Annotated in this window: 22 protein-coding genes and 1 pseudogene; 15 read left to right on the top strand and 8 right to left on the bottom strand. The window is 68.0% G+C overall.

Going from position 1 to position 20,644, the window contains the following annotated elements:
* Positions 1 to 10 precede the first annotated feature (10 nt).
* The 3 genes from ACFTSF_RS23625 to ACFTSF_RS23615 all read right to left on the bottom strand — a co-directional run bounded on the left by ACFTSF_RS23625 (position 11) and on the right by ACFTSF_RS23615 (position 3,685).
* On the bottom strand, positions 11 to 1,588 hold the full coding sequence (locus ACFTSF_RS23625; RefSeq protein ID WP_380155822.1) for a YifB family Mg chelatase-like AAA ATPase: 1,578 nt from the start codon (positions 1,586 to 1,588) through the stop codon (positions 11 to 13).
* Positions 1,588 to 1,944, bottom strand: a complete 357-nt coding sequence (locus tag ACFTSF_RS23620; protein WP_380155821.1) for a YraN family protein — start codon at positions 1,942 to 1,944, stop codon at positions 1,588 to 1,590. The genes ACFTSF_RS23625 and ACFTSF_RS23620 overlap by 1 nt, the downstream gene beginning before the upstream one ends.
* Positions 1,945 to 2,053: 109 nt before the next feature.
* Complete coding sequence (locus tag ACFTSF_RS23615; protein ID WP_344155612.1) at positions 2,054 to 3,685, bottom strand: amino acid permease; 1,632 nt, start codon at positions 3,683 to 3,685, stop codon at positions 2,054 to 2,056.
* Between the two features lie 136 nt (positions 3,686 to 3,821).
* Between ACFTSF_RS23615 and ACFTSF_RS23610 the strand changes: the two genes are divergently transcribed.
* Complete coding sequence (locus tag ACFTSF_RS23610; RefSeq protein ID WP_344155615.1) at positions 3,822 to 4,784, top strand: tyrosine recombinase XerC; 963 nt, start codon at positions 3,822 to 3,824, stop codon at positions 4,782 to 4,784.
* Positions 4,785 to 4,847: 63 nt separating this feature from the next.
* Complete coding sequence (locus ACFTSF_RS23605; RefSeq protein WP_344155618.1) at positions 4,848 to 5,327, top strand: Rrf2 family transcriptional regulator; 480 nt, start codon at positions 4,848 to 4,850, stop codon at positions 5,325 to 5,327.
* Between the two features lie 60 nt (positions 5,328 to 5,387).
* Here ACFTSF_RS23605 and ACFTSF_RS23600 read toward each other — a convergent pair.
* Positions 5,388 to 5,819, bottom strand: a pseudogene (locus tag ACFTSF_RS23600) (peptidoglycan DD-metalloendopeptidase family protein); the annotation flags it as partial.
* Between the two features lie 299 nt (positions 5,820 to 6,118).
* On the opposite strand from ACFTSF_RS23600, the gene rpsB reads away from it, so the two are divergent.
* From rpsB to ACFTSF_RS23570, 6 genes are all read left to right on the top strand, one after another.
* Positions 6,119 to 7,057 (top strand): 30S ribosomal protein S2, encoded by a 939-nt coding sequence (gene rpsB, locus ACFTSF_RS23595; protein WP_380155820.1) that lies wholly within the window; start codon positions 6,119 to 6,121, stop codon positions 7,055 to 7,057.
* A 93-nt stretch (positions 7,058 to 7,150) separates the two neighbouring features.
* On the top strand, positions 7,151 to 7,969 hold the full coding sequence (gene tsf, locus ACFTSF_RS23590; protein WP_344155622.1) for a translation elongation factor Ts: 819 nt from the start codon (positions 7,151 to 7,153) through the stop codon (positions 7,967 to 7,969).
* Positions 7,970 to 8,019: 50 nt separating this feature from the next.
* Positions 8,020 to 8,778, top strand: coding sequence for a UMP kinase (gene pyrH, locus ACFTSF_RS23585; protein WP_380155819.1), 759 nt, complete (start codon positions 8,020 to 8,022; stop codon positions 8,776 to 8,778).
* 81 nt (positions 8,779 to 8,859) lie between these two features.
* On the top strand, positions 8,860 to 9,417 hold the full coding sequence (gene frr / locus ACFTSF_RS23580) for a ribosome recycling factor (protein WP_344155625.1): 558 nt from the start codon (positions 8,860 to 8,862) through the stop codon (positions 9,415 to 9,417).
* Entirely contained in the window at positions 9,417 to 10,280 is an 864-nt protein-coding gene (locus tag ACFTSF_RS23575; protein WP_344155628.1) for a phosphatidate cytidylyltransferase, read from the top strand. The genes frr and ACFTSF_RS23575 overlap by 1 nt, the downstream gene beginning before the upstream one ends.
* A 4-nt stretch (positions 10,281 to 10,284) precedes the next feature.
* On the top strand, positions 10,285 to 10,869 hold the full coding sequence (locus ACFTSF_RS23570; protein WP_380155818.1) for a GNAT family N-acetyltransferase: 585 nt from the start codon (positions 10,285 to 10,287) through the stop codon (positions 10,867 to 10,869).
* Here ACFTSF_RS23570 and ACFTSF_RS23565 read toward each other — a convergent pair.
* A complete protein-coding gene (locus tag ACFTSF_RS23565) occupies positions 10,859 to 11,851 on the bottom strand; it encodes an LLM class flavin-dependent oxidoreductase (RefSeq protein WP_380155817.1) in 993 nt (330 codons plus the stop codon). The two genes, ACFTSF_RS23570 and ACFTSF_RS23565, sit on opposite strands and share 11 nt — an antisense overlap.
* Positions 11,852 to 12,100: 249 nt before the next feature.
* Between ACFTSF_RS23565 and ACFTSF_RS23560 the strand changes: the two genes are divergently transcribed.
* Complete coding sequence (locus tag ACFTSF_RS23560) at positions 12,101 to 12,784, top strand: C39 family peptidase (RefSeq protein WP_380155816.1); 684 nt, start codon at positions 12,101 to 12,103, stop codon at positions 12,782 to 12,784.
* Here ACFTSF_RS23560 and ACFTSF_RS23555 read toward each other — a convergent pair.
* Positions 12,772 to 13,716, bottom strand: a complete 945-nt coding sequence (locus ACFTSF_RS23555; protein ID WP_380155815.1) for an NAD(P)-dependent oxidoreductase — start codon at positions 13,714 to 13,716, stop codon at positions 12,772 to 12,774. The genes ACFTSF_RS23560 and ACFTSF_RS23555 overlap by 13 nt on opposite strands.
* 24 nt (positions 13,717 to 13,740) lie before the next feature.
* On the opposite strand from ACFTSF_RS23555, the gene ACFTSF_RS23550 reads away from it, so the two are divergent.
* From ACFTSF_RS23550 to pdxY, 4 genes are all read left to right on the top strand, one after another.
* Positions 13,741 to 14,031 carry a SelT/SelW/SelH family protein gene (locus ACFTSF_RS23550; RefSeq protein WP_344155643.1) on the top strand — a complete coding sequence of 97 codons (291 nt, stop codon included), beginning with the start codon at positions 13,741 to 13,743 and terminating at the stop codon, positions 14,029 to 14,031.
* A gap of 64 nt (positions 14,032 to 14,095) precedes the next feature.
* Complete coding sequence (gene rlmN, locus ACFTSF_RS23545; protein WP_344155646.1) at positions 14,096 to 15,214, top strand: 23S rRNA (adenine(2503)-C(2))-methyltransferase RlmN; 1,119 nt, start codon at positions 14,096 to 14,098, stop codon at positions 15,212 to 15,214.
* On the top strand, positions 15,214 to 15,444 hold the full coding sequence (locus tag ACFTSF_RS23540) for a DivIVA domain-containing protein (RefSeq protein WP_380155814.1): 231 nt from the start codon (positions 15,214 to 15,216) through the stop codon (positions 15,442 to 15,444). Before rlmN ends, ACFTSF_RS23540 begins: the two co-directional genes overlap by 1 nt.
* A gap of 34 nt (positions 15,445 to 15,478) precedes the next feature.
* Complete coding sequence (gene pdxY / locus ACFTSF_RS23535; protein WP_380155813.1) at positions 15,479 to 16,330, top strand: pyridoxal kinase PdxY; 852 nt, start codon at positions 15,479 to 15,481, stop codon at positions 16,328 to 16,330.
* Between the two features lie 3 nt (positions 16,331 to 16,333).
* Here pdxY and ACFTSF_RS23530 read toward each other — a convergent pair whose 3' ends face one another.
* Entirely contained in the window at positions 16,334 to 17,200 is an 867-nt protein-coding gene (locus ACFTSF_RS23530; RefSeq protein WP_380155812.1) for an SDR family oxidoreductase, read from the bottom strand.
* Between the two features lie 59 nt (positions 17,201 to 17,259).
* On the opposite strand from ACFTSF_RS23530, the gene ACFTSF_RS23525 reads away from it, so the two are divergent.
* On the top strand, positions 17,260 to 17,598 hold the full coding sequence (locus tag ACFTSF_RS23525; protein ID WP_380155811.1) for a winged helix-turn-helix transcriptional regulator: 339 nt from the start codon (positions 17,260 to 17,262) through the stop codon (positions 17,596 to 17,598).
* Here the strand turns inward: ACFTSF_RS23525 and ACFTSF_RS23520 are convergent.
* Positions 17,588 to 18,685, bottom strand: a complete 1,098-nt coding sequence (locus ACFTSF_RS23520) for an LOG family protein (protein ID WP_380155810.1) — start codon at positions 18,683 to 18,685, stop codon at positions 17,588 to 17,590. The genes ACFTSF_RS23525 and ACFTSF_RS23520 overlap by 11 nt on opposite strands.
* A gap of 65 nt (positions 18,686 to 18,750) precedes the next feature.
* Between ACFTSF_RS23520 and ACFTSF_RS23515 the strand changes: the two genes are divergently transcribed.
* Positions 18,751 to 20,040, top strand: a complete 1,290-nt coding sequence (locus ACFTSF_RS23515; RefSeq protein ID WP_380155809.1) for an aspartate aminotransferase family protein — start codon at positions 18,751 to 18,753, stop codon at positions 20,038 to 20,040.
* Positions 20,041 to 20,644: the final 604 nt, after the last annotated feature.

Raw genomic sequence — 20,644 nt, 5'->3', positions numbered from 1 at the left:
CAGGTCGGAGTCATGAGGGGGTTCCTTTGAGGGGGCGGGTGTCGGACAGAGGGGTGAGGGTTTCGCCGGTGCGTAGTTGGAAGGCTTCGTGGGTTAGTTCGAGGGTTGGCTGGGGTAAGCCGCGGAGGTCGGCGAGGGTCCAGGCGAGGCGGACTACGCGATCGAAGCCGCGGCCGGTGAGGCGGCCGGTGGAGTAGTGGTCTTCCAGGAGTTGCTGGGCTTTCGAGTCGAGGGGGAAGTCTCGGCGGAGGACGGAGCCGGGGACCTGGCTGTTGAGGGTCCATGGGCTGTTGCGAAAGCGGGCGGATTGGCGGTCTCGGGCGGCTTGGACGCGGGCGGCTACGGCGGCTGTGGGCTCGGAGGATTCTGTGTCGGCGCTGCTGCGGCCGGCGGGGAGGATCTGGCGCTGGATGTCTAGGCGGTCCTTGATCGGGCCGCTGATGCGTTGTCGGTAGCGTGCGAGTGCTTGGGGTGTGCAGTTGCAGACGGCGTGCCGCACGCCGGACATGCCGCAGGGACAGGGATTCGCGGCCAGCACCAGCATGAATCGGGCTGGGAATTTCGCCACCGCCGCCGAGCGATGAACCTCGACGAAACCGGACTCCAGCGGCTGCCGCAAAGTGTCCAGAGTCAGCGGATGCATCTCGGGGGCCTCGTCGATGAACAGGATTCCGCGATGTGCACAGCTGATCGCTCCCGGGCGAGGTACGCCCGAACCGCCGCCGACCAGGCTCGACAACGACGCCGTGTGATGGGGCGCGATGAACGGTGGTCGGGAGACCAGCTCGGCCTCGCCGGTGAGCATCCCGGCCAGCGAATGCACCGCCGACACTTCCAGCGATTCGTCGGTACTGAGATTCGGCATCAACCCCGCCAGCCGCTCGGCCAGCATTGTTTTGCCCGAGCCGGGTGGGCCGTGCAGGAACAGGTGATGACCACCTGCGGCCGCCGCTTCAATCGCTCGCCGGCCCTCGTCCTGGCCGATCACGTCGTGCAGATCGACCTCCGGGACCCGAGTCAGCGACTCCGACAGCAGTCGTGGCTCGGGATGCGGCGCTGCCTCGTCCGGAATCTCGACCCCGCGCAGCAGCGCCAGCACCTGGCGCAGTGAACGCACCCCGTAGACCTCGATCCCCGGGACCAGTCGCGCCTCACCTGCATTCAGCTCTGGTACGACGATTCGGTCGAAACCGGACCTGGCGACCGCCAGCGTCATCGCGAGGGCGCCGCGGACCTCCCGGATCCGGCCGTCGAGCCCGAGCTCGCCGATGATCGCGGTGCGCCGCGACGACACTGGCTCGACGACGCCGGCCGCCGCGAGTAGGGCGCAGGCGATGGCGACGTCGTAGTGCGAGCCCGTCTTCGGCAGGGTTGCGGGGGACAGGCCGATGGTCACCTTGCGGTCGGGGAACTTCTCACCGCTGTTGACCACAGCCGCCCGGACCCGGTCCCGGGCCTCCGAGAGCGATGCGTCCGGCAGGCCGATCAGCGTGGTCTTGGGCAGGCCCTGAGCGATATCGGCCTCGACCTCGACCAGATGCCCCTCGAGCCCGACCAGCGCGACGGACCACATGTGCGCGAGCGTCATCAGGCCGCCCCTCGCAGATGATCCACTTGTGGGGGAGCGCCTTGGGTGATCAGGACGGCGACGAAGTCGATCCGGACCGCCCGCGGGCGGACCTCGTGGCTGCGGAGCCAGGCGCCGGCCAGCTTCCGCAGCGTGGTGAGCTTGCGGTACGTGATCGACTCCAGCGGCGATCCGTAACCGAGCCCTCGCCGGGTCTTCACCTCGCACACGACGAGGGTGTCGCCTTCGCGGGCGACGATGTCGATCTCGCCGATCGCGCAGCGCCAGTTGCGCTCGAGGATGACGAGACCTTGGTTCGTGAGATACCTGCTGGCGAGCTCCTCGCCGTACTGCCCAACCGAGTTGCTGGTTCGCATCGTTGACCACCTCCGACAGAGAAGATGCCGGGATGGAGCCTCGGTTTCGGAACGACTTCGCCGCCTGTGGAAAACCACAGACGGCGAAGGATGTCCGGCGCGAAGTACGTCAGTTGCGCATGTGTTTACCGCGGGTCGGCTTCTGCTGATTCTGCTGGGGAGTGCGGATCGCCTTCAGCTCACCGGTGCGCTCCGGCTCCTGCCGGATGGCCTGCAGGCCGCCCGTCCCGGGGTCGGTGTCGCCGATGTCGAACTCCCAGCTGTCCTCATTGGCCAACCGGCTGTGCCAGCGCCCGTAGAGGCCGTAGATCGCCAGCCCGACTGCCATCCAGATGCCGAACTTGGCCCAGGTGCTGGTCTTCAGGTTGAGCATCAGCCACACCGTCGCGCCCAGCGACAGCAAGGGGACCAGCGGCACCATCGGCACCCGGAATCCACGCTCGAGATCCGGCTCGGTGCGCCGCAGTCTGAGCACGCCGACTGCACAGAACGCGAAGCAGAACAGGGCTCCGATGACGAGCAGCTCCTCGAGCTGCAGCACGCTCGGGTACAGCGTCAGTGCCACCGCAGCCAGACCGGCCACGCCCGCGGCTCGGGCGGGCGAGGAGTAGACCCGGCTGACTCGTCCGAGGCTCTTCGGCAGCAGACCGTCACGGCCCATGTTGAACAGCACGCGGCTCTGGCCGATCAGGACCACCATGATGACGGTCATCAGCGCCAGCAACGCGCCCAGATTGACCACCTTGGCCGCCCAGCCGACCCCGACTGCCGCCAGGGCACTGGAGACCGGGGCACTGCCACCGAGCTGACCGTACGGCCGCATGCCCACCAGGACGACGGCCATCGCGACGTACAGGATCGTGACGGCGCCGACGCCGAGCAGCATGCCCTGCGGGACCGTCTTGCGCGGGTTCCGGGCGTCCTCGGACGCGGTCGCTATCAGGTCGAAACCGATGTAGGCGAAGACGATCGTGCTCGCGGCGGTGAAGATTCCCATCGTCCCGAAGGTGCCGAACGACGAATCGAGTATCCAGCTGAACAACGTCGGACTGGCCGTCGCCGGCGCTGCTCGGGAGATCGGCACGAACGGCGTGTAGTTGTCCCAGTTGATGTGCGTCGCGCCGACCACGATCACCAGCAGGATGACCGCGACCTTCGCAACCACGACCACGGTCAGGACCCGGGCGGACAGCTTCGTCCCGGTGACGACCATCGCGGTGAGCAGGAGCAGCAGCAGCGGCGCGACCAGGTTCACCTTGGCCGTCGGGTCGAAGTACTTCGCCACACCGTCGGACAGGGTGATGCCGAAACTGTCCAGAGTGGCCAGCAGGTACGCCGACCAGACCCGGGCGACGATCGCGGCGGCGGTGACGAGCTCGAGCACGAGGGCCCAGCCGACCAGCCAGGCCCACATCTCGCCGAAGGTCACGTAACTGAAGGTGTAGGCACTACCCGAGACTGGGATCGTCGAGGACAGCTCGGCGTAACAGGCCGCGGCCAGCAGGCACACGATCGCCGCGATGACGAACGACAGGATCACGGCCGGACCGGCGGTCAGGGCCGCCTGGTTGCCGCTGATACTGAAGATGCCGGAACCGATCATCACGCCCAGGCCGAGAACGACCAGGTCGCGACGACCGAACAGGCGCGGCAGACGGTGCCGTGCATCCTCGACTCGAGTGAACGCCGACTCGACCGGCAGGCGCCGGCCTACGGTCTGTCCGTTCGCTGAGGGGGCCATGGTCAGGGGTGCCTCCGTTGCTACTAGGGCAATCGGGCCGAACAGTAGTCGACCCTCGGGCTATCGACCAGCCCTCCTCTTCTCGACGTCCGCGCGGTGGCTTGCGATGGCGGTCCCACTCCCGCATGGTCGAGGCATGACGCCGGGCGAAGTCAGTGCGAACCCGTCACCCACACCGGAGAGCACAGCCCTTCCGGAGGGTTTCACGGTGTTACTGACCGACTACGAACGGCATCTGACGGCGGAAAGAGACCTCAGCAAACACTCTGTCAGAGCGTACCTCGGAGACATCGCGGATCTACTCGATCATTTGATTCGGCTTGGTCACAACGATCTCTCGGGACTCGACATCCGCGGCCTGCGCTCCTGGCTGGCCAAGCAGCAGAGTCTGGGCAAGTCGCGGAGCACGATGTCCCGCCGGGCGACCGCCGCCCGGGTCTTCACCGCCTGGGCCAACCGGACCGGGCGGATCGCGACCGATCCCGGCGCGCTGCTGGCCAGTCCGCGGCCGCACAAGAGCCTTCCGGGCGTGCTCAACCTGACCGACACGCGGGCCGTGCTGGACGCCGCCGCGGTCGCTGCCGACGACGGGAGCCCGGTCGGGCTGCGCGATCTCGCGATCATGGAGTTGCTCTACGCAACGGGTATCCGGGTCGGCGAGCTCTGCTCGCTGGACATCGATGACATCGACACCTCCCGCCGGGTCGTGCGGGTCTTCGGCAAGGGCCGCAAGGAACGCTCGGTCCCGTACGGCGTGCCGGCTGCCGCGGCGCTCGACCGCTGGCTCGTCGAGGCGCGCCCGCAGTTGGCCCGCTCCGGCAGTGGACCCGCGGTCTTCCTCGGGGCGCGGGGCGGCCGGATCGATCAGCGGGCGGTACGGCGGTTGGTGCACGAGCGGATCGCGGTCGTCGAGGCGCCGGACCTGTCGCCGCACGGCTTGCGGCACACAGCGGCGACGCACCTGCTGGAGGGTGGTGCGGACCTGCGTAGCGTGCAGGAGTTGCTCGGTCACGCTTCGCTGGCGACCACGCAGATCTACACCCATGTCTCGACCGACCGGCTCCGGAAGGCCTACGAACAGGCTCATCCGCGCGCCTGAGCGGAGGTGTGTCGCTGCACCTGGTGCGGCGGCGAGCGCCCGCGATGCGGCAGACTGCGGACTATGCGGGTTTCGGCGAAGTCTGACTATGCGTTGCGGGCGCTGATCGAGATCACCCAACGATGGGTGGCCAACGACCCCTCGGTGGTGTCGGCCGAGGAGCTCAGTCGCGCACAGGCGATTCCGCACGGCTTCCTGCAGGGCATCCTGGCCGATCTGCGGCGGGCCGGCATCCTGGCCAGCCAGCGCGGGCAGTCCGGCGGCTGGAAGCTCGCGGTGGATCCGAACGAGATCTCGGTCGCCGATGTGATGCGGGCCGTCGACGGGCCGATCGTGAGCATCTCCGGTGTGCGGCCGGAGAGCGTCGCCTACAACGAGCGGGCCATCGTCCTGCAGCGGGTCTGGATCGCCGCGCGGGCCAGCCTGCGTGACGTCCTCGAGCACACGACGCTGATCGACCTGGCCAAGAACAAGCTCCCCGCCGGAGTCGAGCGGCGCTCCAAGGACGACGACGCCTGGCAGGCGCGCGTCCCCGGTAGCTGACGGGTTGAGCGGCAACAGCCGGACTGGTCGGTCCGGGAGCAGGGTCAGCGGGTCGAGATAGCGCTCGCCCTCACGTAGACCCCAGTGCAGGCAGGTCGCGGGCGCGCAGTGGGATCCGGCGGCTGACAGGTGGCCGATGATCGTGCCGACGGTCACCACCGTCCCGGCGCGAACCGCGGGCACGACCGGCTGATACGTCGTACGGCGTGGACCGGAGGCGACCGTGACCACGCCGAGCCCGGCCACCGAACCGGCGTACGCGACTGTGCCGGCTTGAGCGGCGAGGACGGGTTGACCGGGGGAACCGGCCAGATCCAGCCCGCGATGGCCGGGCAGCCACGGCTCGGCGGGATTGTCGAAGCCGTGAACGACGACGGGCCGGGGACTGAGCGGCCACGCAGCGACCGGAGCCGGCGCGAGGGCGGCCGGCGGGGCGGTTGGTGGGGGTGCGAGGGCGGTTGGTAGGGCGAGGATGAGGCTGCAGAGGTTCATGCTTGGAAGATGCCGTTGAAGTGGGTGTTTCGCGGGCGTGAATTTGGTGCCTGTGGACAAGGGGTTCCCAGTTCGCTTCCGGTGGGGTTGGTCCCGTAGACTCTCCGTGGCGTCTCACCTCGCGTGGGGCGACTACGCATGCCCGCACCACTGTGTGACTCCCTCGGTCCCGGCCTCACCGCCTGGATGGGGTCGGACGACGGGCATCAGGCGCGGCGGGCCGACCGGTCCGTTGCGAAACAACCGAGAGTGCGTTGCCCGGGGCGATACCTGGGGGCGCGCGACAGGAGGACCACCTCATGGCCGTCGTGACCATGAAGCAGATGCTCGAGAGCGGTGTCCACTTCGGGCACCAGACCCGGCGCTGGAACCCGAAGATGAAGCGATTCATCCTCACCGAGCGCAACGGCATCTACATCATCGACCTGCAGCAGTCGCTGTCCTACATCGACCGGGCGTACGAGTTCGTCCGCAGCACGGTCGCCGCCGGCGGCGCGATTCTGTTCGTCGGCACCAAGAAGCAGGCGCAGGAAGCGATCGCCGAGCAGGCGACCCGGGTCGGCATGCCCTACGTGAACCAGCGCTGGCTGGGCGGCATGCTCACCAACTTCCAGACCGTCAACAAGCGGCTCCAGCGGCTCAAGGAGCTGGAGCTCATCGACTTCGACGACGTCGCGGCCTCCGGTGTCACCAAGAAGGAGCTGCTGCAGAAGCGTCGCGAGCACGACAAGCTGCTCAAGACCCTCGGCGGTATCCGCGACATGGCCCGGGTTCCGGCCGCCGTGTGGATCGTGGACACCAAGAAGGAGCACCTCGCGGTCGACGAGGCGCGCAAGCTCAAGCTGCCGATCATCGGCATCCTGGACACCAACTGCGACCCGGACGAGGTCGACTTCCCGATCCCGGGGAACGACGACGCGATCCGTTCGGTCGGCCTGCTGACCCGCGTGGTCGCCGACGCCGTCGCCGACGGTCTGATGTCGCGTGGTGGCCAGGGCGCTGCCGCGGCCGGCGAGGAGCTGGGTGCCGAGGAGCCGCTGGCTGCCTGGGAGCGCGAGCTGCTGGAGAGCCAGAACGGCGCTGCGAAGGCCGACGAGGCCCCCAAGGCTGAGGCCCCGGAGGCCGAAGAGGCTGCCGTTGTGACCGAGGCTCCGGCCGCGGAAGCTCCGGTTGCCGAGGCCGCCCCGGTTGCCGAGGAGACCCCGGCCGCCGAGGCCCCGAAGGCCGACGAGGCCTGAGACCCGCTGATCCTGCCGCCCGCCTCAGCGGGCGGCAGGGCACCGGACAGCTCCGCCCATCCAGCCGCATCGACACAGACGAGAGAACGAGGAATGGCGAACTACACCGCCGCTGACGTGAAGAAGCTCCGCGACACCACGGGCGCGGGCATGATGGACGCCAAGAAGGCGCTCGAGAGCACCGACGGCGACTTCGAGAAGGCGATCGAGGAGCTGCGCATCCACGGCGCGGCCAAGGCGCAGAAGCGCGGCGCCGAGCGTTCCGCGAGCAACGGCCTGGTGGCCGCGGCCGAGAACGCGCTGGTCCAGCTGAACTGCGAGACCGACTTCGTCGCCAAGAACGAGCAGTTCCAGCAGCTCGCGGCCGACATCGTCGCGCACGCGTCGGCCAGCAAGGTCGGCGACGCCGAGGCGCTGCTCAGCGAGAAGCTGGCCGACGGCAAGTCGGTCGCCGAGAACATCGAGGCCCTGGCCGCGGTCATCGGCGAGAAGCTCGAGCTCGGCAAGGTCGCCGTGTTCGACGGCCAGGTGACGGCGTACATGCACAAGCGCGCCGCGGACCTGCCGGCTCAGGTCGGCGTCCTGGTCGAGTTCGAGGGTGACAACATCGAGGCCGCCCGCGGCGCTGCCATGCAGGCCGCCGCGATGCGCCCGCTCTACACCACCCGCGACGAGGTTCCGGCCGAGACGGTCGCGAACGAGCAGCGGATCGCCGAGGCGACCGCGCGCGAGGAGGGCAAGCCCGAGGGCGCGCTCCCGAAGATCGTCGAAGGCCGGGTGAACGGCTTCTTCAAGGAGGTCGTGCTGCTCGAGCAGCCGTCGGTCACGGAGAACAAGAAGACCGTGAAGGCGGTCCTCGACGAGGCCGGTGTGACCGTGAAGCGGTTCGCCCGCTTCGAGGTCGGCGCCTGAGGCGTTAAGGACCGACCAGCACAGCAACGCAACGAGGAGAGGCCGGAATCGTGACGGAAACCCTGGGTACCGAGACGAATCCGGCCTCTTCGCCGTATTCGCCCGCCTACCGGCGGGTGCTGCTGAAACTGTCGGGTGAGGTGTTCGGCGGCGGCAAGCTCGGCGTCGACCCCGACGTGGTGAACTCGATCGCCCGCCAGATCGCCGAGGTGGTCCAGGCCGGTGTGCAGGTCGCCATCGTCGTCGGCGGCGGCAACTTCTTCCGCGGTGCTGAGCTCCAGCAGCGCGGGATGGAGCGCAATCGCGCCGACTACATGGGCATGCTCGGCACCGTGATGAACTGCCTGGCGCTGCAGGACTTCCTGGAGAAGCTCGGCATCGAGACCCGGGTGCAGACCGCCATCACGATGGGCCAGGTCGCCGAGCCGTACATCCCGCGCAAGGCCGAGCGGCACCTGGAGAAGGGCCGCGTGGTCATCTTCGGTGCGGGCTCCGGCATGCCGTACTTCTCCACCGACACGGTCGCCGCCCAGCGCGCGCTCGAGGTCGGCGCCGAGGCGCTGCTGATGGGCAAGCAGGGCGTGGACGGTGTCTACGACTCCGACCCGAAGAAGAACCCGGACGCGGTCAAGTTCGACCAGCTCTCGTACGACGACTTCCTGGCCCGCGGCCTGCGGGTCGCCGACGCGACCGCGATCAGCCTGGCCCGCGACAACGCGCTGCCGATCGTGATCTTCGGTCTCGAGGAGGGCAATATCGCCCGGGTCGTGCACGGGGACAAGATCGGTACGGTCGTCGCGCCGGGGTAGTACGCCGTACCGGGCCGCCGTACCACTAGGATCTGTCGAAACGGGCTGCGACGAGGCGGCCTTCAGGAAGCGAGGAATGTCGTGATCGACGAAGCACTCCGCGAAGCCGAGCAGAAGATGGCGAAGGCCGTGGAGGTCGCCAAGGACGATTTCGCCGCGATCCGTACCGGCCGCGCGCACCCGTCGATGTTCTCGAACATCGTGGCGGACTACTACGGTTCCCCGACGCCCCTGCAGCAGCTGGCCGGTTTCCAGGTCCCGGACCCGCGGACCGTGCTCATCTCGCCGTACGACAAGGGCGCGATGGCCGCGATCGAGAAGGCGATCCGCGAGTCGGACCTGGGTGTGAACCCGGGCAACGACGGCGCGGTCATCCGGGTCACGATGCCGCAGCTCACCGAGGAGCGCCGCAAGGAGTACATCAAGGTCGCCAAGACCAAGGGCGAGGACGCGAAGATCTCGGTGCGTTCCGTCCGTCGCCACGCCAAGGACTCGATCGACAAGTCGGTCAAGGACGGCGAGGCCGGCGAGGACGAGGGCAAGAGTGCTGAGAAGCGGCTGGACGGGATGACGAAGAAGTACGTCGACTCGATCGACCAGCTGCTCAAGCACAAGGAAGCCGAACTGCTCGAGGTGTGATGGGCGTCGAGAGCACGCCGCCCGCACCGAGTCCGAAACCCACGCCGGATCCGGGTCGCGCCGGGCGTAATCTGCCCGCGGCGATCGGGGTCGGCCTCGGTCTGGGTGTGGTCATCATCGGCTCCCTGTTCTGGGAGAAGGTGCTGTTCATCTTCGTCGTCCTGGCCGCCGTGCTGGTGGCCGTCGACGAGATGATCAAGTCGCTGCGCACCGGCGGTGCGGTGATCCCGCGGATCCCGGTCTTCGTCGGTACGGCGGCGATGCTGATCGCCGCGTACTTCGGCGGACCGATGGCACTGCTGGTCGCGATGGCGGGCACGGTGCTGGCCACGATCTTCTGGCGGATGCCGGGTGGTTCGGTCGGTTTCGTCCGCGACACCAGCGCCGGGGTGTTCCTGATCGGATATGTGCCGCTGCTGGCCGGGTTCGCGATCCTGCTGGTCCAGCCGGACGCCGACGGGCCGCTGCGGGTGATGACGTTCTTCCTGGTGGTCGTCGCCAGCGATGTCGGCGGTTACGTGGCCGGCGTCCTGTTCGGCAAGCACGCGATGGCGCCGACGATCAGCCCGAAGAAGTCCTGGGAGGGTTTCGCCGGTTCGACGCTGTTCTGCGTCGGCGCCGGTATCGCCTCGGTCGTCTTCCTGCTCGACGGGGCCTGGTGGGTCGGCGCGATCGTCGGTGCGGTGGCCGTGGTGACCGCGACCGTCGGCGACCTCGGCGAGTCGATGATCAAGCGCGACCTGGGCATCAAGGACATGTCGAACCTGCTGCCCGGGCATGGCGGAGTGATGGACCGGCTGGACTCGCTGCTGGCGACGGCGCCGGCGGTGTGGCTCCTGCTGCATCTTCTGGTGAAGGGGTGAGGGTATGACGGTCGCACCGGATGGACGGTCGCTGGTGGGTGACGTGGTCCGCCTGGATCGCTTGCAGGACAGCGACTACGACGAGCTGTACGCCGCGATCGGCAACGACGAGGTGTACGCCGGCGGCTTCGGTGGTGGCGTGGCGCCCAGGAGTGCGGCGGAGATGCGGGAGAGCTGGATCCCCGCCACGGCCAAGCGGTTCGCGTACGGCGTCCGGTTGGTTGCCGACGGCACCCTGATCGGTACGTCGAGTCTCGGCGATGTCGATCTGGCCAACGAGCGGATCCACCTCGGCTGGACGGGTTACGCGCCTGCGGTCTGGGGGACGGCGGTCAACCCGGCGACCAAGTTGCTGCTGATGCAGCACGCCTTCGAGGACTGCGGATTCGGCCGTCTGAAGATCCAGACCGGCCTCAAGAACACCCGTTCCCAGGCCGCGATCGCCAAGCTCGGTGCGACGCGTGAAGGCGTGCTGCGCCGGCACATGGCGCAGGCCGACGGTTCGTGGCGCGACACCGTGGTGTTCTCGATCCTGGCCGACGAGTGGCCCGAGGTGCGCAAGCGCCTCGAGGAGCGCATCAACCGCTAGCGAGTTCCGCCAACGCGGTGTACGAGGCGACCAGGTCACCACGGTCATAGGTGTTCGTGGTGACCAGGACCTCATCCGCGCCAGTACGCCGTACCAGCCCGCCGAGCGCGGTGTCGACCTCGGCCGGGGTCCCGTAGATCTGCCCGGCCAGTGCGTTGTCGAAGAACTCCCGCTCTCTGTCGGTCATCTCGGTCGGGGGAGCGGATTCCAGCGGCGGGAACACCCCGCGCGTCCGCGTGTAAGCAGTCGCCCACGCCTCCGGCAGCAACAGGTCTCTGGCCTGCTCAGTCGTCGGTGCGACAGCCGCAGTCGCCGCCAGTACGACGTACGGTCGCGAAGCCGAGGCGGATGGGCGGAACTCGGCCCGGTACCGCTCAATCAGCTGCACCAGCTCTGTCTCGCCCTTCACACCCGCGATCACCAAGGGAAGCCCGAACGACGCGGCCAGCGCAGCGCCCTCGCCGATGGCCAGGATGAACGCGGGGATGCGTAGACCCTCGCCAGGACGGGCGTGTACCTGTGGATGGGCCTGCTGAGTACCGTCGAAATACCCGAGGAGTTCCTTGAGTTGGTCCGCGAAGTCCTCGGCCGCATCCTTCTCGACGCCTAGTGCGCGTCGGATGCCGTTGGTGAAGCCGACCGAGCGCCCGAGGCCCATGTCGATCCGCCCGGGGTACAGCGACTCCAGCACGCCGAACTGCTCGGCCACTACGAGCGGCTGGTGGTTCGGCAGCATCACACCGCCGGTACCGACCCGGATGGTGTCAGTGCGCGCTGCCACGGCCGCAGCCAGCACCGTGGGGGCGGATCCGATCACTCCAGGCACGCTGTGGTGCTCAGACACCCAGAAACGCTTATAGCCGAGCTTCTCGACCTCCTGCGCCAGGTCGACGGTCGCGCGCAGTGTCTCGGCCTCTGACTCGCCGACACGTCGCCGTGAGCGGTCCAGGACCGATAGCGGCACTCCTGACAACAAGCCCATACCTGAAGCCAACGGCGGCCGCAGTCACCTCATTCCCCGCACTCTTCGAGCAACATCGAAAAGTTCAGAACCTTTTCCGAGGCCCGGCGAAGCCCCTCTGCAGGCCGCTGACCTGCGGAAACACCGAATCGTAAGTATGTGACGGCTGTCATGACGATTCTGGGCAGGGGTTTACATTCTCCCGGAATAGGACTGCACTCAGTGCTGGAGCGACCACCCCGGGTCACTCGTCAGGCTGAGGGAGTTGACATGAGGCACACCCCGCCGAAACTCAAGGCCGCGCTCTGCGCTCTGGCCCTGCTCGCCACGACCGCACTGCCGATGGCGGCCGCCCCCGCCGTCGCCGGTCCCGCCCCCACCATCTCGGCCGAAGCCGCCGCGGCGGCCAAGCCCGCCCCCACGTCCGGCTTCAGCACCCAGACGCTCAAGACGCTGAACATCCAGCTCGAGTACCAGAAGACGGGCTACTGGTGCGGTCCGGCCGCGACGCGGATCGCATTGTCGGCCAAGACCTCCAACCTGCCCAGCCAGCAGCAGTTGGCCAATGAGCTACCCACCGACGAGGACGGGACCGACTGGATCGGTCAGGTCACCCGGGTGCTGAACAACCGCCTCAACACCGGCTACTACGAGACCAAGGAGATGCCGAACGATCCGCCGACCCAGGCGCAGCGGGATCTGCTCTGGCACGACATCGTCTACGACATCGACCGCGGCTGGGCGCTGGTCGCGAACATCGTTGCCCCGGCCAACAATCACCCGCCGGGCTACCCGAACTACACGATCTGGCACTACTTCACCGTGATCGGCTACGACTCCAGCGATTCGACCGTGCTGATCGCCGACCCGGCCGGCTTCAACCCGAATGCGACGTACTGGCTGACCTTCAACCAGCTCGCGACTCTGGTCCCGCCGAAGGGTTACTCGGCCTGAGCCAGCTCGGTGAGGATGGCGTCCACATGGTCGAGACGCAGGTCGCGGACCTCACGCAGGCTGAACGCACCACCACGATGCGGGCTGAGGACAACGTTCGGCAGCTCATGGAACGGGTACGTCGATGCGGTGACTCCGGTCACCGCATCGGCCGACCTGGCCTCCTCCCACCAGACATCCAGTCCGGCGGCGACCCCACCAGCACGCAGGCGCTCGTACAGGGCGCGTTCGTCGACCACGGTGGCGCGTGCGACGTTCACGAGGACACTGGGCTCAGGCAGTAAGCCGATGAGGTCCGCACCGAACAGACCGTCCGTTGCCGGCGAGCCAGGAATCGCCAGTACGACGACGCGCGCCCGGCTGACCAGATTCGGCAGCTCGGAACGCGGGTGGATGCGGATGTCGCCGTCCACTCCGGTTTGCTCGGTCGAACGCACCACATGGACCTGCATGCCGAGTCCGTTGAGCGCACGGGCGATCCGGCGGCCCACTTCGCCGTACCCGATCACTAGCGCGGGGTGTCCGCCGAGGATCATCGTCGGGCTCGGTGGCACGTAGCGGGCTGTCCAGTCGCCGGTGCGCATGCCCTGGTCGGCCGGCACGATCGCACGGGCTGCAGCGAGGACCAGAGCTGCTGCGAGCTCGGCAGTCGGTCCAGCGTTGTGGTGCACGGTCCGGAGCTGCACCTCTGGGAAGTCCTTGAGCAGATCGCGCACCTCTTGCCGGACTCCGGCGAACGGGACGATCAGAGTCCGCAGGTGCGGGCTGGCGGCAACCAGTTCGCGAGTGGGGGAGCGGGCGACCAGTACGTCGTACGCCGCGTCTGTGAGCGGTGTGCCGTCGGTGAAGCGCCAGTCGGGGTGTCGCTTGGTCAGGCGTTCAGTGGCTTCGTCCTCGAGGACGCCCACACCGTGGACCCAGAACTGCGTCATGGGGTGGAAATGTAGTTTATGGAGGTGAGCAGAGCGCCGCGGTTGGAGATCGAGTACTGCACGCAGTGCCGGTGGTTGATGCGGGCAGCCTGGACTGCGCAGGAGCTGTTGACGACGTTCCCCAAGGAGTTGGGGGAGGTGGCGCTGGTGCCGTCCACCGGTGGGATCTTCGACATCTCGCTGGATGGGGAGCTGCTGTGGTCGCGGAAGGCCGAGGGTGGGTTCGCCGAGCTGCCGCTGCTGAAGCAGATGGTGCGCGACCGGATCGCCCCGGACCGCCAGCTCGGTCACTCCGATCGCAAAGCCTCGGAGTGATCCGTAGCACGTCGCGGATGTGAATTTGTGAATGGTTGGGGCCGCAGGCGACAATGGATCGGTTATGACTACCTCCCTTCCCCTCGTTTTCGATGAGCCGCGCCGTGCCAAGAAGCCGCCGCGGCACTTGGCCGACCTGTCCGGGGAGGAGCGCCGCGAGGCGGTCGCCGCGCTGGGGGAGCCCGCGTTCCGGGCCAAGCAGCTGTCGAACCACTACTTCTCCCGGCTGACGTCCGACCCGGCCGAGATGACCGATCTGCCGGCCGCGACCCGCGACAAGCTCGTGGCGGACCTGATGCCGCCGTTGCTGACCAAGGTCCGCGACCTGGAGTGCGACAACGGGACCACGCGCAAGTCGCTGTGGAAGCTGCTGGACGGTTCGCTGGTCGAGTCCGTGCTGATGCGCTACACCGACCGCACCACCATGTGCGTCTCGTCGCAGGCCGGTTGTGGGATGGCGTGCCCGTTCTGCGCGACCGGCCAGGCCGGTCTGACGCGGAACATGTCGACCGCGGAGATCGTCGAGCAGGTCGTCGACGGAGCCCGCGCGCTGTCCCGTGGTGAGATCGCGGGCGGTCCTGGGCGGGTCAACAACATCGTCTTCATGGGCATGGGCGAGCCGATGGCCAACTACAAGGCCGTCATCGGTGCCGTCCGTCGCTTCACCGATCCGTCGCCCGAGGGCCTCGGCATCTCCGCGCGCGGCGTGACGGTCTCGACCGTCGGCCTGGTACCGCGGATCAACCAGCTCGCGACCGAGGGCATCCCGGTCACGCTCGCGCTGTCCCTGCACGCGCCGGACGACGAGCTGCGCGACGAGCTCGTCCCGATCAACAACCGCTGGAAGGTCGACGAGGTCCTCGACGCCGCCTGGGGCTACGCCGAGAAGACCAAGCGCCGGGTCTCCATCGAGTACGCGATGATCCGCGACATCAACGACCACGCCTGGCGAGCCGACCTGCTCGCCGAGAAGCTCCGCGCCCGCGGCGACTGGGGCTGGGTGCACGTCAACCTGATCCCGCTGAACCCCACGCCCGGCTCGAAGTGGACCGCCTCCGATCCGGCCGACGAGCGCGAGTTCGTCCGCCGCCTCCAGGCCGGCGGCATCTCCACCACCGTCCGCGACACCCGCGGCCAGGAGATCGACGGCGCCTGCGGCCAACTCGCCGCCGCGACCAAGTGATGCCCAGCAACTTCACCCGCGTCCGCTGGCGCGAGGGCTACGACATCGACGAGGTAGACGCCTTCATCGAACGCCTAGCCGCCACCGTAGAAGGCCGCTACGTCGACACCCCGGTAACCGCAGCCGACATCCGCAACGTCAGCTTCACCCCCACCCGCCTCCGCGAGGGCTACGCGATCGACGAGGTAGACACCTTCCTCGACCAGGCCGAACGCGGCCTGAGCCAGTAGCCGGCGAAAAATCCGGTCCTGGGATGATCGAGGGGTGAAGATCCTTTCGATTCAGTCTGCGGTGGCCTATGGGCACGAGGGTAACTCGGCTGCTGTTTTTCCGCTTCAGCGTATTGGGGTGGAGGTGCTGCCGGTTTACACGGTGAACTTCTCGAACCACACCGGGTACGGCGCTTGGCGGGGGCCGCTGATCAGCCCGGATGACGTGCGTGAGGTGCTGCTGGGGATTGAGGAGCGCGGGGCGTTTCCGCAGATCGACGCGGTGCTGTCGGGGTACCAGGGTGGTGAGGGGATCGCTGACGTCATCCTGGAGACGGTGGAGCGGGTGAAGGCGGCGAACCCGGAGGCGGTGTACTCGTGCGACCCGGTGATGGGGAACGCGAAGTCGGGCTGTTTCGTCGCTCCGGCGATTCCGGTGTTGCTGCGGGACCGGGTGGTGCCGGCGGCCGACATCATCACGCCTAACCAGTTCGAGCTGGGCTTCCTGACCGGCACTGAGCCGGACACGCTGGAGTCCACGCTCAAGGCGGTTGAGCTCGTGCGGGCGACCGGACCGCGCACGGTGCTCGTCACCAGCGTGGAGCGCCCGGACCGCGAGGAGGGCACGATCGAGATGCTCGCAGTCGACGACAACGGCGCCTGGCTCGTGCAGACGCCGTACATCCCGATGAAGGCCAACGGCTCGGGTGACGTGACCGCTGCGCTCTTCACCGCGCACTACCGCCGTACCGGCGACCTGGCTGACGCTCTGGCCCGCACCACCTCCAGCGTCTTCGACTTGCTCACGAACACCCACAAATCAGGTGAGCGCGAGCTGCAGCTGGTGGAGTCGCAGGACGCGTACGCCAACCCACAGCTGCAGTTCAAGCCACGCAGCGTCGCCTGAGCATCAGGCGACCACCTCGGTCAGCCAGGTGGGGATGGAACGCGGGGTGAGGTCCAGGAGCTTCTGGGTGCCGGTGCTGTCGTCGATCTGGTGATGGTCGGCGGTGGCAGCGAGCGTGTAGAAGGCGGCGACGCCGGCGGCCGCGGCTTCGCCGTACAGCGGGATGAGGGCGGCGGCGAAGTCGTGTGGGTCGACGGACTCGAAGCGCACCGGGCGGCCGAAGTAGGCGGCGAAGCCCGCTGCCAGGTCCGGACCGGTGAGCGCGGGGAGCGCCCCGACGCCGACAGTGCCTGTCACGGACCGGTCGTCGACGAGTAGCCGGACTGCTGCGTCAGCCACGTCCAGGTGCGAACTCCAAGAGGCGGGGAAGTCGGAGCGCAGCGGATAGCGCAAGACGCCTTCGTCGCGGGCCGCGTCGAACAGTGCCGGCTGCAGCAAGTTCTCGAGGTACAGCCGTGGTGCAAGCACTGCAGTGGAGACGCCGCTGCGCGCCAGTCCCTCCAGCAGTACGGCGATTGGGCTGTCCGCTGGGGCTTGTAGCGGCGACCCCGGGCTGTCGACGACCTGACCGCTGGTCGACACCACCACGCGGCCCGGCTGAGCCTCCACTACCGCTTCAGCGATGTTGCGCGCGTACGCCGTCACCACCGGCGGCGGTCCCATCGGCAGGTGCACGAACACGCCCGCCGCCTGCCGGTACACCGCGGTGAGTGACTCCACCGAGCTCAGGTCGGCAGCAATCGCCGTACCGGGTCCGGTGTAGGTCTCCGGCGCCCGTACAGCGGCCACGGCCGGTACGCCGGCAGTGAGCAGGGACTGGAGGAGCGGACGGCCTTGGGCACCCGTGGCGCCATGGATCACAGAGGTCATGCGAGCCATTAGTGCATATACTGCACCAGTTACGTCAACTGCACTATTGGAGGCACGGAATGCCCAGAGAGCTTCCGGAGTGCGGGGTCGCCCGCTTCCTGATTCTGCTGGACGGCCCGTGGGCGACGATGATCGTCCGCGAGCTCCTGCGCGGTCCGCAGCGGTTCACCGAGCTGCGGGACGCCATGCCCGGCATCTCCGCCCACACCCTGACGCACCGGCTCCGGCGCTTCGAGACGCATGGCATCGTCACGCGTACCGCCTACAACGAGATCCCGCCGCGCGTCGTCTACGAGCTCACGCCGCTCGGGGCGAGCCTGCGGCCGGTGCTGGACGCGATGAACGACTGGGCCCTCTCAGTGCCCGACACCACCTTCACCCCAGCGCCTACGGCCTGACGAGCGCTGCGGCCTCGTCGATCGAGTCGACCAACCGGATCGACGAGCCCATCGGGCGGTCCGCCGCCAAGGACTGCAGGAGCGGCCAGACCGGGAGGTTCTCCGTCCAGTGCTCGACGTCGACCAGGATGAGCGGGATCTGGGTGGCGTGGTCGCCGTAGTAGTTCGGGGTGACCGCCTGGAACACCTCCTGCACAGTCCCGGCCGCACCGGGCAGGTAGATGATCCCGCCACGCGCCTGTGACAGCAGCACGTCCTCACGCTGCGCGTTGGAGAAGTACTTCGCGATCGACGACGCGAACACGTTGGGCGGCTCGTGCCCGTAGAACCACGTCGGAATCGACACTCCGCCGTTCCCCGGGAACTCCCGCCGTACGGCGAGTCCCACCGACGCCCACTCCGCGATAGACGGCCGGAACGACGGTACGGCGGCCAGCGCGGCCAGCGCGCGTTCCACGGCAGCATCGTCGTACGACGCGAGTGAGGCACCCAGGTTCGCCGCCTCCATCGCGCCAGGGCCACCACCGGTCACGACGGTCAGACCGGCCCGTGCGAGCCCCCGACCGAGCAGAACAGCGGCCCGGTACGTCGTACTGCCGCGCGCGATGCCGTGTCCGCCCATCACGCCGACCCAGGGACCGGTGTCCGGGAGCTCGTGGAGAGCGTCCGCGATCGCGTGGTCGTGCAGGGCGGCCGCTAGCGTGCGACTGGTGTCACCGCGCTCGTCGTGCTGTCGTGACCAGGCGTAGATGCGGGCATCCGGGGTGGCGTCGTACCCGCGGTCCAGACCGGCGTACAGCTCCTCGGCGTCGTACAGCGTGCCGCGGTACGCGTCGAACGGCAGTTCCGGGATCGCAGGGAACACCAGTCCGCCACCGTCCCGGATCCAGCGGTCCGCCTTGTCCTCCAGCATGCAGCCGAGGAACAGCGCCCCCAGTGGGTTCAGACCGAGCAACTCCGCCGTACGGCCGGTCAGATCCACCGACTGCACCCGCCACCCGGCCATGGCGGTCGCACCGGCGGCCAGGACGCGGTCGAAATGGTCCAGGGACTCGATGTCCACGTGCGGAATGCTGGGCTGTGTCACGCAGAGCACCCTAATCTCAGAGGAGGCCTCTATCAGCAGGCCGCGCTTTGCGGTAATGCTTAGACATGACACATGCGGAGCTCTGGGAGCGTCACAAGGCCGTCATGCCGGACTGGCTCGCGTTGTACTACGAGGAGCCGATCGAGATCGTCCAGGGGTCCGGCCGCCGGGTCACCGACGGCGAGGGCAACAGTTATCTCGACTTCTTCGCCGGCATCCTGACGAACGCGATCGGCTACGACATCGCGGAGATCTCCGACGCGGTGCGCGAGCAGCTGAGCAGCGGGATCGCGCACACCTCCACGGTGTACCTGATCCGTAAGCAGATCGAGCTGGCCGAGCAGATCGCCAAGCTGTCCGGGATCGAGAACGCGAAGGTCTTCTTCGCCAACTCCGGTACCGAGGCGAACGAGGCCGCCCTGCTGCTCGCCACCCAGAACCGCCGTTCCAACCAGGTCCTGGCGATGCGGAACTCGTACCACGGCCGCGCCTTCGGCACCGTCGCGATCACCGGCAACCGCGGCTGGTCCGCGAGCAGCCTGTCGCCGGTCAACGTGCAGTACCTGCAGGGCGCGTACCACTACCGCAGCCCGTTCCGGGACCTGCCGGACGCCGAGTACATCAAGGTCTGCGTCGACGACCTGCGCAACGTCATCGAGACCACCACCGCCGGTGACGTCGCCTGCCTGATCGCCGAGCCGATCCAGGGCGTCGGCGGTTTCGCCTCCCCGCCCGACGGCCTGTACGGCGCCTTCAAGGAGGTGCTGGACGAGTACGGCATCCTGTTCATCTCGGACGAGGTCCAGACCGGCTGGGGCCGCACCGGCGAACACTTCTGGGGGATCCAGGCGCACGGCGTCGTACCGGATGCCATGACGTTCGCGAAGGGCCTCGGCAACGGCTTCGCCATCGGCGGCGTGGTCGCCAAACCTGGCCTGATGGACAGCATCAAGGCGAACTCCCTGTCGACCTTCGGCGGCAACCCGATCTCCACGAGCGCCGCCAAGGCCACCATCGACTACCTGCTCGACCACGACCTCCAGGCGAACGCCGCCAAGCGCGGCGCCCAGCTGGCCGACGGCCTGCGCGGCATCGCCGAGGAGTTCCCCGAGCTCGCCGACGTCCGCGGCAAGGGCCTGATGCTCGCCACCGAGATCGTCAACCCCGCCGACAACACCCCCGACGCGGCCACCACCGCCAAACTCCAGCAGGAGACCAAGAACCGCGGCCTCCTGATCGGCAAGGGCGGCCTCTACGGCAACGTCCTCCGAATGGCCCCGCCAATGACCCTGACCGAGGAAGAAACCACCGAGGCCCTCGAAATCCTCCGCGACTCCTTCAACACCCTGCGCTGACCCCAGTACGACGAAGGCCCACCCTCGCCAACTGGGTGGGCCACGCCACCACAGACGCGGCCAGCCCCTCGCCGGGCTACCGCCCGCCAATCTGCGCGCTACCGCGCGCACGAGAGCGGGCCGCGTCTGTTTGGCGCCCCCTTGAAGGCGAGGAAATACCTCGGTGAACAGGCCGACGCCTATCTGCAAAGCGTCGGCATCCAACTGGGATACAACCTGGCGATCCGGAAGAACCGGCACGTTGGATCTCCGTCCGCCTCTATACCGGTGACGGCAAGGTCGTTGCCCAGCTGAACGGCGCCGCCTCCTCACCTCCCCCGACCATAAGGACGGATAACCCCTCGCGTTGCCCCTTCTCCCCCCTGTAGACGGACGGAGAAGCGACAACAACAGCGGATATCCGGCTCTCCCGACCCATCCGCCGGTGTGAACGCCGAGTGCGGGGAGTGCGTCGCCGACTGAAAGAACTCTGCAGCTGGATATCGATTTCTAGCGGCAATCTCCTTCCACTCGGCACCTGGCCGGCTGTTACTGCACGGCGAGCGAAGCCACCGTGCCGACCGGTGTGAGGGGAGTTGGCCGGAGGAGGTTGGACACAGGCGTA

The organism is Kribbella sp. NPDC056951 (genome assembly GCF_042674205.1).
In the GTDB taxonomy this organism is placed as follows: Bacteria; Actinomycetota; Actinomycetes; order Propionibacteriales; family Kribbellaceae; genus Kribbella; species Kribbella yunnanensis.
This window is presented reverse-complemented; position numbering and strand designations above follow the sequence as displayed.